Genomic DNA, 12791 nt, shown 5'->3' with positions numbered 1-12791 from the left:
TAAATGGCGCGATACCAGGCCCCTCGGAAACTGACCATGGCGAATGTTGAACGGGTTTTTTCAGGCGTGCAGCCGACCGGTAATCTGCATCTCGGCAATTACCTCGGCGCGATCGTCAATTTCGTGAAGTTGCAAGAGACCTATAATTGTCTCTATTGCGTCGTCGATCTGCACGCGATCACGCAAGGCGTCGATGTATGGGGCGGTCCGTCGCAGCTTGCGCGCACCACGCGTGAAGTGACCGCGGCGTTCATCGCCGCCGGCATCGATCCAAAAAAGCACATCGTGTTCAACCAGAGCCAGGTCAGCGGCCACACCGAGCTCACCTGGATCTTCAACTGCGTCGCCCGCGTCGGCTGGCTGAGCCGCATGACCCAGTTCAAGGAAAAGGCCGGCAAGGACCGCGAGAACGCATCCGTGGGTCTCTACGACTATCCGGTGCTGATGGCGGCGGACATCCTGCTCTATCGCGCCACGCATGTTCCGGTCGGCGAGGACCAGAAGCAGCACCTCGAATTGTCGCGCGATATTGCGCAAAAGTTCAATAACGACTTCGGCGATTCGATCCGCGGCCACGGCTTCAATGAAGGCTTGTTCTTCCCGCAGCCGGAGCCCTTGATCACGGGTCCGGCGACACGGGTGATGAGCTTGCGCGATGGCACCAAGAAGATGTCGAAATCCGATCCCTCCGATTACTCGCGGATCAACCTGACGGACGACGCCGACACGATCGCGCAGAAGGTCCGCAAGGCCAAGACCGACCCCGAACCTTTGCCGTCGGAAGAAAAGGGCCTGGAGATCCGCCCCGAGGCCGACAATCTGGTCGGAATCTTTGCCGCGCTATCGGGCCGCAACAAGGCTGACGTGCTGCGCGAATTCGGCGGCGGGCAGTTCTCCAACTTCAAGAATTCGCTGGTAGAGCTTTGCGTCACAAAGCTGTCGCCGATCGCATCCGAAATGAAGCGGCTGGTGGCAGATCCCGGCTATGTCGACGCCGTTCTGGTCGATGGCGCCGACCGGGCGCGGGCCATCGCCGATGAAACCATGAAGCTGACGCGGGACATCGTCGGCTTTATCCGAAAGCGTTAGTTCCATCCTTCAAAATGCCGCGGCGCACCCAAAAAGCGCCGCGCCCCGAAACATTTCAGATTTTACGCACCCCCCGTCACCCTCCCCGCTTGTCGGGGATGGCTGCGCCATGGCAGCATACCGGTGGAGTGGATTTGAAATTCGCACCCCATCGAATTCGCCGCTTTTGGTGCAGGAACTTCAAATAGGCGGCACTGGCCGCGGCTGGTGTGGCGAGGCTGACGTTCCTTTTGGGTATTGCCGCGGGTTCTTCGAAGCAACGTCAGAGACAAAACCACTCCACTAATACTGGCTGCGATCCATCACCGGTACAGGCGCGCCTTCGGCCGCGACCGCAGCCGCGCGGCGGCTCGCCTCGATCTCGGTCCGCTTCTCCTTGGCGTTCAAAAGCGCCTTGCGGACATTGCGATCCTCGGCAGTGCCGTCGAAGGTGATCAGGCGGTTGCAATGAGGGCAGTTGGTCTGGAATCCGTTGCGCACGCGCTGCGCGCGCTCGCGAAACATCTGCGAGCATTTCGTGCATTTGATCTTGATCTTTTCATCAAGCATGAGCGTCCCCGCAGGAATATGTCTTTCGTGCAGTCTGCACGCCGCCGCTTAAGAGCCCCTTGGACCCTTCGCTAAAACTTGAACGAGAATGTTGTGCGATGCAGGGTCTCGCAGGCAGCGCCGCGGGGCGTGTACGCCATCCGTTTTGATTCAAATTGCGTTCGCTAAGGATGTCGCCGCCGTCCGCGGCGCCGCTTAAGGATACCGTAACCTGGGATGGCGGAGCATGTGTGGCATGATGACGCCCGAACCCAAACCGCAGCGCCTTTATCAGCGCGTTCGGCCCAGCACCGCGATCGCGGCCCAGGCGCAGATCATCGTGGGCGCAAAGCAGCCGGTGATCACCTGCCGGCTGATCGACTATTCGCGGGGCGGGGCGTGCCTTGAGATCTTTCCGATGGTGCAGCTGCCGGATCGCTTCGAGGTGCTGCACGGCGGCGTGAAAAAGAAAAGCCGCCTGGTCTGGCGGCGCGGCATCCGGATCGGCGTAGCGTTCTAACTGGCTTTCGTGAGCGGTGAGCCTTCGCGAATTGGCCGTTTCGGAACGGCGCTTTCAACCAAGGCGAGAGCAGTAGAGGCCGTCGACTTAGAACGTCCGATCGGCGTCTCTCAGAAGCCGAGCAGCGCGAGGCCAACCCAGCTGAAGGCGAACAGGCCGCACGCGACGGCGGTGACTGAAGCAAGCGTTGCGAGAGCTTTGGTAACAGGCATAACCACACCTTCTGCGTGACAGCGATATTGTGCTCCGCGATCGCTGCGCAAAAGTGGCAAGAACATGCGCGTGGCAAATAACCCGCAGTTGTGGCCGCGCTGCAACATGATCCTGTTCTTGCCTGCAAAAACCCGCAATCGCGCCGCCTAGTCAGCGAATCGGGACTAGTGCGGCGAATCTGAAGTTCCTATCGGTCTGGCCGCGAGTTCGCCGCCGGGGAGCCGAACTCAGGACGTCACGGGCGCTGGAGAATGATGGGGTTTTAGTACCGCTTTCGGCTCGAGGTCCCTGGCAGCATTCGCCGCGTTGGCTGGCTTGCCAGCGGCCTTCTCAACTGCTTTCTCTGCTGCCTTCTCAGCTGCTTTGGGGATTTCGGAACGGCGGGACTAAAGGGGAATTGCGGGGAATGTTTCATTTCGGGAATAGCGTAGCAGCGTGGTTGCTTGCGGTCGCCGCGTCCGCCGCCGTTGCGCTGGCCTTTGTGTGGCTTGAATTCGGCGGCGCGTCGTCGCCGGACTACGCCCGCGACTACGAAGACTGCGTCGGGCGGATGCAGGCGCAAGGCGCGCAGGGCGAGGAGCTCAACGGCGGGCTTACCGGCTGCGGCGCGCGCTTTGCCGGCCGGCGCAAGGCCGACGGCTCCGGCTATACCTATTACGACTTCATGCAGGACAAGAAGTTCGACATCGCCGGTCCGAATCCGACGGCGGAAGAGCGCAAGAAGATCGATCGCGATTATCTCACCTATCTCGAGGGGCAGCGGCGCGAGGCGGTCTCGGCGGCGCTCGCCAGGGAGCAGGATGTCAAGCTGCGCGCCGATCTCGAGAGCGCGCGTCAGGGCGCGGCTGGGCCGCTGTCGCTCGCGCCGGCCGCCGCCAACGTGCCGCTGCCGGTGCCGCGGCGCCTCGCCGAACAGCGGGGAAGGGTGCACTGTGCCGAAGATTCGCTGGCCTGCACGCTGTCAAAACTGTCGAGCGCCGTGAAGGACGCGTTTGCCTCGGCGACCCGCACCAAGAATTGACAAGTTTCTGTCCCTCCCCCGCGGAACGCGTGGGGAGGGTGGCCGGCCGAAGGCCGGTCGGGTGGGGGCGCCTGCTGCCACAGATCTCTTCGAGACGATCTCGATCGAACGTCCCCACCCCGATGCTCGTTTCACTCGCGTCGACGCTCCCCGAAAGCGGGGAGAGGTGAAAAGGGAGATCTGAGCTCCAAGAAGGCAGCCGCAAGCTCCAAGAAGGTGATCGCTCAATGCCTGCGGCCGGGGCTGACCTCGCGGATCAGTTCGACCGGGTAAAACGGCTTGGCGAAGAAGGTCACGCCATCCGGCAACGCATGCGCCGGCGGCTGTCCGGACATCACGATGACGCGAAGCGACGGATTGACCCTGCGCGCGCACTCGACGAGGTCGAGGCCGGTCATCTCGCCGACCAGCGAGACGTCGGTGACGAGAAGCGCCGGGTGGCGGTTCTTCAACGCGAGTTCGGCCGTTTCCGCATCCTCGCATTGAATGACGTCATAGTTGGTTTCCTCCAGCAGCAGCGCGATCATCTCACGCTGGATCGGGTCGTCCTCGACGACCAGGGCGATCGGGCGAAACGGCTTTGATTGTCCCATGGTCGGCTCCTCCCATTTTCTAACTTATGTTAATGCGGAAAAGTCGGAGTGGTTTCGCGCAGTCGTTGCTGAAAATGAAACCGGTTCCACGCGCGGAACTAGTGTCCTGGTTCTGATATTCGTATCGTATCTCGGCGAACACTTTTACGAATGTCAGAACCGAGGGGACACTAGAGCTCCGATTCCGAAGTTCGCAAGCTATTGCGGCCGCACCGATGCGAACTTCGGAATCAAAGGAGCTCTAGCAACTTATTGTTTCTAGTGCGGCTTTGAATTTGAAGTTCCCATAACGAACTCACCTCGAAACTGATAGGAACTTCAAATTCGCCGCACTAGCAAATATATGATTCTAGTGTGGCTTTGCGAAACTGAAAGGAACGTCAGTGTCGCCACACTAGTGGAGTGGATTTGACATTCGCGACCCACCCGGCCGCGAATTCGCAAAGCGAATGTCAAATCCTAAGCTCCACTAGAATCATATATTTGGTAGTGGTCCTTTGATTCTAACATTCGCAAAAGTGCACGCTGAGAAGGGATGCGAATGTTAGAATCGGACCACTAGCATTACATCGCATCGCGTCTCGCAATGCGAAGCATCGTCCCGTGCGAAGCCGTTCAGCGCTATTGCGGTTTGGTGCAGATAATGACGGCTAGCGGCGGCTCGCTCTCGCCCGGCTTGGAATCGCAACTGGCTGCGTTGTTGCCGATCGTCCGCGGCGTCTGCGCAATGTCTCCGGCTTTCACGATGCAGGTTGCGCTCACCATGACTTCGTCGGTAGCGCATGTTGCAGGCTTGGAAATTCCACCCTCGACCGGTCAAAACCACTGTGACGAGGTACTAGTTCACGCTACCGCTGGGCGAATGGAAGGTGTCGTTGCTCGCGTTACCTTTTGCGTAAGGCGGGTCACGCGGCGGGATCGGCGCCGAATTGGAAGCATTTGCGGTCGGCGCCTGGCCTGGCAGATGGAAGGTGTCGTTGCTTGCGTTGCCTTTGGCGAACGGAGGATCTCGCGGCACGAGGTCGGCGTTCGCCTGGTGCGTGGTTTCTGCGACCGAGCATGCGGCCAGCAACGAGCCAAGCGCCGCGATCAAGAAAAGCTTCTTCACCGGCTCCTCCGGGTCTGTCGCTGGCTCCGGTTTCGGGCCAAGCGGCGGGATGTGAGTTCCTAGCATCATTCACAGCCAATGCCACCTGTTTTGCGCGGAGTTGCTGGTGTTGCGCGTTCTTGTCCGCTCCTTGGCGTAGCCTTCCCCTCGCCTCTCCCCGCAAGCGCCGCTTGCGGGAGAGATGAAGTGCTCTACGAAACGAAGGTTATCAAAACGGCGAGGCCGTGAAGCCGAGCGGCTGCATCACGTCGTAGGACGCCTTGGTGATCGGCACGGCATAAGTGACGTTGAGCGGGCCGAAGGGCGAGGCCCAGGTCATGCCGACGCCAACGGAAGAACGCACCACGTTGGCATTGGCGAGTTGCAGCGATTGCGTCGAGCCGGGAAACGTCGTCGGCCCGCTATAGCGAAACACGCTGCCGGAATCGACAAACGCAATCGCCTTCAATCCGTACTCCGACGGCAGGCCGGGAACGTTGCTCTGCAACTCGGCTGATGTCGCCCAGTACATGCTGCCGCCGACATTATCCATGGTGGTGCCGGGCGTGAGATCGCGCGGCCCGAATCCATTGGGCGCAAAGCCGCGCACCAGCGACGGTCCGCCGAAGAAGTTGTCGATCAGCGGCACCTGGCTGCCGCCCCAGCCGGTGATGTAGCCGCCTTGCGCGCGGGCGAGCGCGACGACGTCGTCATTGAGCGCGTGATAATAGTGGAAGTCTTCGGTCGTGCGCAGGAAGCGTACGTCGCCGCCAAGCCCGGCGAGGTCTTGCCGAAGCTGCGAAGTGAATCCATCCGTCGGCGCCTTCGGATTGTCGACCGTCGAATAGGTCGCGGTATCGCCCACGGACGAGACCCATTGCGGGCCGCTCGCGGCCGCCTGCTGCACCACGATCGAGGGCGGTACGGCGAGCGAAGCGGGATCGAGGGTGACGTCCTGGCGTGCGATCGAATAGCGGAACTGCATGCCGAGCTCTTCGGAGATTGGCGTGCCGACCAGCATGGTCGCGCCGTAATTCAGCGTGCCGTAGGACTGGTAGGGGCTGAAGTCCGTCTGTTTCGCGGAGAGGTCGATGCCGGCCGAAGCGCGGTTGCCGAAGAAGCCGGGATCGGTAGCTGATACATCGAAGCCGCGGCCATACTGGCCGTAGGAGAAGGCGGAGTTGAGCGCGAGCCCCGTGCCGCCAAAATTCCTGTCGCCGAGCTTGAGTTCGGCAAGCCAGCCGTCGGTGGTCGAATAGCCGCCGGCGATGCTGAAATCTCCGGTGTCCTTTTCCTGCAAGTCGACATCGAGAATGACACGGTCCGGCGTCGAGCCTTGTCTGGTCGTGATTTTCACGGTCTTGAAGTAATCGAGGTTCTTCAGCCGCCGCTCGGCCCGGTCGATCAATCCCTTGTTGAAGGCGTCGCCTTCGCGGACATCGAATTCGCGGCGGATCACGTAATCGCGGGTTTTGATATTGCCGTGAATGTCGAGACGCTCGATATAGGCGCGCGGCCCCTGATCGATGGTAAACGCAATGTCGATCCGTTTGCCGTCCCCATTGCGCGTCGTGCGCGCCTGCACGCGCGAGAAGGGATAGCCGAGTTTGGCGAGCTCGGTCGAGATCTTCTCGTTGTTGCGGTCGAGCGCCGAACCATCGAAGGTCGCGCCCGACTGCACCGTGAGCAGGCGACGCAATTTCCGGGCATCGAGACCCTCGATATGGGAATCGACCGAGACGTCGCCGAAGCGATAGGCCTGGCCTTCCTCGATCGTATAGGTCAGGGCAAAGCCCTTGGCGGCCGGATCGTACTCGGCCTTGACGGCCGGCACCTCGGCATCGGCATAGCCCTTGCTGCGGTAGTACTTGCGCAGGAGCTCGCGATCGTTGTTGACGATATCCGGATCGTAGACGTCGCCGCCGGTGATGAAACTCAGAAAGTTGTTCTGCGACGTCTTGATCACGGCGCGGAGCTGCCGCTTGCCGAAGGCGGTGTTGCCGACGAAGTTGATCTCTTTGACCGGCGTCTTGGCGCCTTCAGTCACCTCGAACACGAGGTCGACGCGGTCGTTGCCGCGATCGATGGTGACGGGCTTCACGCTGACGTCGTCGCGGCCGAGATGCTTGTAGGCCTCGACGATCTTGTTGACGTCGGATTGCACGACGGCGGGTTGCAGGCTGCCGCGCGGCTTGGATTCGATGACCGGCGTCAGATCCGTGTCCTTGACGCGCTTGTTGCCCTCGAATGCGACCTTGCCCAGGATCGGCGCCTCGTGCAGATGCACGATCAGTTTTTCGCCGGACCGATCGACGGAAACCCTGTCGAACAGGCGGGTCTCGATCAGCGCCTTCAGGCCCGCATCGCGCGCGGCTTCGTCGTAGCGGCCGTTGGCGTCGCTACGGAAATACGAGCGCACGGTGGCGGCTTCGACGCGCTTGTTGCCTTCGACGACGATGGTCGCGTTCGGCTTGTTGTCGGTTGCGGCTGGCTTCATGTCGTCGGCGAAGGCCGGTACGGATAAAAACAACAGCGCGGCGAGGCTCAGAACGCCTGTCTTCGCCCGCCGGTCGCTCCGGCTTCGCGCCTGCAATAAGCTCATTTACGCAGTACCTGTTGGCTCACCTCCATGGAAATGGCTGCGAGGGGCGAAACAATGTCTGCGGCGGGGAGAGATGGTGCCTTAAACCTCAGGGTTCGCCACAATTTCGACGCGAGCGGCGCGAGGCCATCCAGAAAATGTCCTTTTGCCGCTCAAAATGATTTTTAGACTGTTGCTCAAATGGCGCTCCGCGGGTCGAAAGATGCAGGCCTTCGCCAGCGCTACAGGAGCATCACATGCGTTGCGTAGCGTTCTGCCTCGCCATCCTGCTTTTCGTCGAGCCCGCTTTCGCCGTCACGTCACCGCAGGAAATCGACCCGCGCGCCTCGCTCGGCGTGGTGCAGCAGTGGATCTACAACTACCGCGCCAAGCCGGATTACGGGCACATTCCCGCTGCCGTGCGCGTGCTGTTTCATGCGCAGACTTTCAAGGAGCCGGAAAATGCCGGCATCTATCTCGGCTTCATTGCAGGCGCGATCGCATCGAACCCTGCGAAGGCCGAGCAACTCGTCAACAGCTTCTTCCCGGTGCCGGCGGAAGACGAATGGGTGATCGTGCGCGCGATCGCGTTTTCCGGTGTGCCCGACTGGCGCAATCTCTTGCGCAAGATCGCGCCGAAAATGCCCGGCCGCCAGGTGATGATCAATGCGTATCTGGCCGGCACCCTGCCGACGCTGACCGAGATTCCGCTCGAAGCAACAGAGCCCGGCGCGATGGACAAGTTCAAGGGCTTTTTTACCAAGAACCCCTTCGCCAAGGACGACAAGAAGATCAAGATGCAGCAGACCTTCGCGGGCAACCAGGACCTGCTCGATACGCTGTGGGGCTATTACTTCGCGACCGGCTCGTTCCGCCCCATCCTGCGCATCATGGCCATGCTGCCCTGGAGCAAGAGCCGCGATACCGTGGATAAACTCACCGTTGGCAGCATGGCGCGCTATACGCTCGCCAGCTACGCGGTGCGCGATACGTCTTTGCGCGAATATTTGCGCAGCGAGATCAAGGTACAACCCGAAAACGTGAAGGTGCCGCTCACCGAAGTGGTCGAGGCGGCCGATACGGTGCAGCTTGGCGCGGTTCGCAAGGATGCGCTCGCCGCGGTCGAGGAGATGAAGGCGAAGGGATCGGACTCGCGGCGCAATCTCGATTTCTGGGGCCAGGTTGGCGTCGGCGCGGTGGCGCTCGGCTGCGTCTCGGCCGCAGCGCTTGGCGCGGTCGCCATCGGCATTCCCTGCGTGATTGGCGGCTCCGCCGGCCAAGGCTTGCTGTCGTTCTGGGAGAAGCAGCAGGAGTAGGGGCGGGCGCTCTATCCGTTGTCATTCCGGGATGCGCAGTAAGGCGCAGGCCCGGAATCCATAGTGCCGCTGGAATGTGGGGAAACATGGATTCCGGGCTCGCTCGTTTCACTCGCGCCCCGGAATGACGGCTAGAAAGGGAGGCTCGCGGCGACGACGAAAGAACCTACGCCGTTTCCGTCATCAGCTTTTTCGCGGCCTGCGCCAGTAGACCGGATCGTGTGAAGCCGTGGGCTTGCGCATATTTGTCGATTTGATTCAGCACATCTTCCGGCAAGGTGACGTTGACGCGGATGGCTTTCGGCTGATCCGTTTTGACGGAAACGAGAATGGCAACGCCCGAACGGTTGTCCGGATCGGCCATGACGTCTTCAAGCGCGGAAGGCTCGGGGATCGCCTCGCCATCTTCGATCAAGCCCTCGATATGAAGGGCGAGCGCCTCTTCCGCCATCGCGCGCGCGTCGTCGAGGCTGGTGCCTGCGGTGATAATACCCGGAAGATCCGGAAACGAGACGCCGAAGTCGCTGTCGGCGTCCTTATGGATGAGACCAATGAAGTTGCGCATCGCGCTTACCTCAGTTTCAGGTCGGCCTGCTTTTCGATGCTCCTCAGTGTCCCGATCGGGATGTCCCGTTTGGGATGAGGAACCGTGACACGGCCAGGTTTTCGGGGGTGTTTGAATTGCACGTGGCTGCCCTTTTGCGCCACTTGAACCCAACCATCTCCTTGAAAGGCCGAGATTATTTCTCGGCTCTTCATGGTGTGTATTTATACACATTGGGCGAGTTTGTCAATGCCTCGTTGCGTATGAGCATCACGGTGTCTCCTCGTCATGCCCGGCCCTCTGCGGCCTTCTGCCGGGCATCCACGTCTTGTATCCGCGAAAGCAAAACGTGGATGACCGGGTCAAGCCTGGTCAAGCCCGGCCATGACGAAGGAGAGAGTGGCGCAAGCCCTACGCCGGCGAGGCCAGCGGCTTGCCCTTCTCGACGATGTAGGTCGAGACGATGTGGCTCTTCTTGTCGCCGTTCTTGCCGCCGGCATGCGGCGTGTTGGGCGGGATCACCACGCCATCGCCGGGCTTGAATGTCCTGGTCGGCTGGCCCTCGATCGGCAGATCGAAACCGCCTTCGAGCATGTAGGCGCTCTCGATGCCGGGATGGGTGTGGCGGCCGATGAAGACGCCGGGTTCGATCTCGATATCGACCACCAGGGTGGTGTACCCCGGCGTCGGACCATCGGTCTGTGACAGGATTTTCCGTTTCACGCCCGGCGTACCGTTGGTCGCCGGCGGCGGCGTCTGGGCGGAAGCGTCGGTGGCGATAAACCCTGACAGCGAGCAGAGCGCGCAGGATGCGACGGTCGCAAAATCTCGGCGTGAGAGCATGGTGACCTCCCGTGTGATGACCGGCGTTTTCGCTGGGCCGGTTCGGGGCGAAAAATTGCCCGAGCAGGGGAGGCTTGGCAAGCGGCAAGCGAGCCGAAAGGGTGACGGGAAGGCCTTGTAGCTTTGGCTTCATCAACCCTACATAGAATGCGATGGTCCGGCTCAGGGATTAAAACGAGGAGAGCGACATGGGCTTTTCTTTCTTGATTGTGCTCGTCGTCATTTATGCCTTCGGCGCGATCCGCGTGATCAAGCAATATGAACGCGGCGTGGTGTTCTTTCTCGGCAAGTTCGAGGGCGTGCGCGGTCCCGGGCTGACGTTCATCTTCGTGCCGCTACAGACCATGACGCGGGTATCCCTGCGCACGGTCACCATGCAGATCCCCTCCCAGAAGATCATCACCAAGGACAACGTCTCGATCGATATCGCGGCGGTGGCCTACTATCACCTCACCGATCCCGAGAAGGCGGTTATTGCGATCGAAAACGTCTACAATGCGATCAACCAGATCAGCCAGACCACGGTGCGCAACGTCGTCGGGCGCTTCAGCCTCGATCAGCTCTTGTCGGATACGGCCGGTATCAACGAGCAGATCAAGGACGTCATCGACACGCATACCGAGCCATGGGGCGCGCAGGTGACGGCGGTCGAGATCAAGGACATCATGCTGCCGGACAACATGCAGCGGGCGATGGCGCGCGAAGCCGAGGCCGAACGCGAGCGCCGCGCCAAGATCGTCGCGGCCGAGGGCGAATACCAGGCCGCGGTGAAGCTCGGCGAAGCCGCCGACATCATCACCCAGCATCCGGTCGCGCTCCAGCTCCGCACCTTGCAGACGATGGCGGAAATCTCGGTCGAGAAGAACTCGACCATCATCTTCCCGGCGCAGTTCATGACCACGGTGCAGGAGGCGCTCGCGGTACTGAAACAGGATTCGACGGTGAAGTAGGGCGGGCCCGCAAGGGGGAGGGATCAAGATCTCGCATGCGGCTTGCCCCAAAACCAAACCAGCGTCAGCGCCACCAGCGCGACGGCCGACAGCAATGCCCAGGCTTCGTTGACCGACATCGCAAACGCCGCGCGCTCGACCATCGGGCGGACGTAGGCCTCGATCGTGGCCTGCGTCACGTCGGGTGGCGGATGCAGGAACAACTGCACATCGAGGCCGATCGCCTTTGCCGCCGACACGTCGCCCGCGATCAGCCGGTCACGCAGCGCCTCGCCATGGCCGACCGTGCGGCCGTAAAGAATGGTGTCGATCACGGCAATGCCGATCGCGCCGCCGAGGTTGCGCATCAGGTTGAAGAGCCCGCTGGCGTCCGGCACCTGCGCTGCCGTCAGCGCGCCGAGCGCCAGTTGCGTCGGCGGCAGCAGGCAGAACATGATGGCGACGCCGCGCAGCACTTGCGGCAAGAGCATCTCGTTGAAGTCGGCGGTCCGGCTCTGGAATGCGCTCATGCCCAGGCCGATCGCAAACAGCGCAAAGCCGAACGCCGACAGCTTGCGCGGATCGCGCCGGCTTTCGAGATAGCCCGCGACGGGCGCCGCGACGAGTTGCGCCACGCCCGTGACCAGCATGATGGTGCCGATCTCGAAGGCGTCGTGGCGGCGGACATAGGCGAGAAACACCGGCATCAGATAGACCGAGCCGTACAGGGCGACGCCGAGGCAGAAGCTCAAGCCGCAGCCGACGGCAAAAGCCCGCGCGCGGAGCGTGGTGAGTTCGACGACGGGATACACCGCCTTGAGCGTTCGTTTCGCGAAAATCCAGCCGCTCGCCAAACTCGCTGCGAACAAGAGCAGCGGCCTCGGTGCGAGCCAGCCATCGAGCGGCGCCTGCTTGAGGCCGAGTTCGAGCGTGGCGAGCGCGATCGCCATCAAGACAAGCGACAGCCGATCGAGGATCTTGAACTCGGCGAGGTTCACTTTCTCCTGTGGCAGCAGGAACGGCGTGGCCGCGGTCGCCAATATTCCCGGCGCGATATTGATCAGAAACAGCCAGTGCCACGACCAACTGTCGGTGATCCATCCGCCGACGACGGGGCCGATGGTTGGCGCCAGCACCGCGACGATGCCGGCGAGTGTCGTGGCCGCCGGATGCAGACGCAGCGGAAACAGCAGGAACACGGCGGAGAACACCGCCGGGATCAGCGCGCCGCCGGCGAAGCCCTGCAAGACGCGAAAGCAAATCAGCGTCGCGAAACTGCCGCTTGCCGCGCAGCCGACCGAGGCGAGAGTAAAGAGACTGATCGCCGCGACGAACAGCCAGCGCAGCGAGAGCAGCCGCGTCAGCCAGCCGGTCAGGGGGATAGCCGTGATCTCGGCGATCAGATAGGCGGTCTGGATCCAGCTCATCGCATCGCGCGAGATGCCGAGCGCTTGCTGGATGGCGGGCAGCGAAGTCGCGACCACCTGGATGTCGAGGATCGCCATGAACATGCCAAGGCACATCAGG

At 61.6% G+C, this 12791-nt stretch carries 13 protein-coding genes; 5 read left to right on the top strand and 8 right to left on the bottom strand.

Going from position 1 to position 12791, the window contains the following annotated elements; all coding sequences use genetic code 11:
• Positions 1 to 36 precede the first annotated feature (36 nt).
• Complete coding sequence (gene trpS, locus M6D32_RS20690) at positions 37 to 1089, top strand: tryptophan--tRNA ligase (protein WP_298259695.1); 1053 nt, start codon at positions 37 to 39, stop codon at positions 1087 to 1089.
• Between the two features lie 282 nt (positions 1090 to 1371).
• On the opposite strand, the gene M6D32_RS20685 is transcribed toward trpS, so the two are convergent.
• Positions 1372 to 1638 (bottom strand): hypothetical protein, encoded by a 267-nt coding sequence (locus M6D32_RS20685; RefSeq protein WP_298259693.1) that lies wholly within the window; start codon positions 1636 to 1638, stop codon positions 1372 to 1374.
• Between the two features lie 235 nt (positions 1639 to 1873).
• Here M6D32_RS20685 and M6D32_RS20680 point away from each other — a divergent pair, with 235 nt between their 5' ends.
• Positions 1874 to 2137, top strand: a complete 264-nt coding sequence (locus M6D32_RS20680) for a PilZ domain-containing protein (protein WP_298259691.1) — start codon at positions 1874 to 1876, stop codon at positions 2135 to 2137.
• A 619-nt stretch (positions 2138 to 2756) separates the two neighbouring features.
• Positions 2757 to 3371 (top strand): hypothetical protein, encoded by a 615-nt coding sequence (locus M6D32_RS20675; RefSeq protein WP_298259689.1) that lies wholly within the window; start codon positions 2757 to 2759, stop codon positions 3369 to 3371.
• A gap of 224 nt (positions 3372 to 3595) precedes the next feature.
• On the opposite strand, the gene M6D32_RS20670 is transcribed toward M6D32_RS20675, so the two are convergent.
• From M6D32_RS20670 to bamA, 3 genes are all read right to left on the bottom strand, one after another.
• Complete coding sequence (locus M6D32_RS20670) at positions 3596 to 3964, bottom strand: response regulator (protein ID WP_298259687.1); 369 nt, start codon at positions 3962 to 3964, stop codon at positions 3596 to 3598.
• Between the two features lie 838 nt (positions 3965 to 4802).
• Positions 4803 to 5072 carry a hypothetical protein gene (locus M6D32_RS20665; protein ID WP_298259685.1) on the bottom strand — a complete coding sequence of 90 codons (270 nt, stop codon included), beginning with the start codon at positions 5070 to 5072 and terminating at the stop codon, positions 4803 to 4805.
• 208 nt (positions 5073 to 5280) lie between these two features.
• A complete protein-coding gene (gene bamA / locus M6D32_RS20660) occupies positions 5281 to 7653 on the bottom strand; it encodes an outer membrane protein assembly factor BamA (protein WP_298259683.1) in 2373 nt (790 codons plus the stop codon).
• 236 nt (positions 7654 to 7889) lie between these two features.
• Between bamA and M6D32_RS20655 the strand changes: the two genes are divergently transcribed.
• Positions 7890 to 8948 (top strand): hypothetical protein, encoded by a 1059-nt coding sequence (locus tag M6D32_RS20655; RefSeq protein ID WP_298259681.1) that lies wholly within the window; start codon positions 7890 to 7892, stop codon positions 8946 to 8948.
• 166 nt (positions 8949 to 9114) lie between these two features.
• Here the strand turns inward: M6D32_RS20655 and M6D32_RS20650 are convergent, their stop codons facing one another.
• The 3 genes from M6D32_RS20650 to M6D32_RS20640 form a co-directional block, all read right to left on the bottom strand.
• Positions 9115 to 9513, bottom strand: coding sequence for a type II toxin-antitoxin system HicB family antitoxin (locus tag M6D32_RS20650; RefSeq protein WP_298259679.1), 399 nt, complete (start codon positions 9511 to 9513; stop codon positions 9115 to 9117).
• A gap of 5 nt (positions 9514 to 9518) precedes the next feature.
• Complete coding sequence (locus M6D32_RS20645) at positions 9519 to 9707, bottom strand: type II toxin-antitoxin system HicA family toxin (protein WP_298259676.1); 189 nt, start codon at positions 9705 to 9707, stop codon at positions 9519 to 9521.
• Positions 9708 to 9903: 196 nt separating this feature from the next.
• Positions 9904 to 10335 carry a cupin domain-containing protein gene (locus M6D32_RS20640; RefSeq protein ID WP_298259674.1) on the bottom strand — a complete coding sequence of 144 codons (432 nt, stop codon included), beginning with the start codon at positions 10333 to 10335 and terminating at the stop codon, positions 9904 to 9906.
• Positions 10336 to 10523: 188 nt separating this feature from the next.
• Here M6D32_RS20640 and M6D32_RS20635 point away from each other — a divergent pair, with 188 nt between their 5' ends.
• Positions 10524 to 11285 carry an SPFH domain-containing protein gene (locus tag M6D32_RS20635; RefSeq protein WP_298259672.1) on the top strand — a complete coding sequence of 254 codons (762 nt, stop codon included), beginning with the start codon at positions 10524 to 10526 and terminating at the stop codon, positions 11283 to 11285.
• A 23-nt stretch (positions 11286 to 11308) separates the two neighbouring features.
• Here M6D32_RS20635 and M6D32_RS20630 read toward each other — a convergent pair whose 3' ends face one another.
• A complete protein-coding gene (locus M6D32_RS20630) occupies positions 11309 to 12787 on the bottom strand; it encodes a DHA2 family efflux MFS transporter permease subunit (protein WP_298259739.1) in 1479 nt (492 codons plus the stop codon).
• Between the last annotated feature and the right edge of the window lie 4 nt (positions 12788 to 12791).

Origin of the sequence: Bradyrhizobium sp. (genome assembly GCF_027307225.1) — a bacterium.
Classification (GTDB): domain Bacteria; phylum Pseudomonadota; class Alphaproteobacteria; order Rhizobiales; family Xanthobacteraceae; genus Bradyrhizobium.
This window is presented reverse-complemented; position numbering and strand designations above follow the sequence as displayed.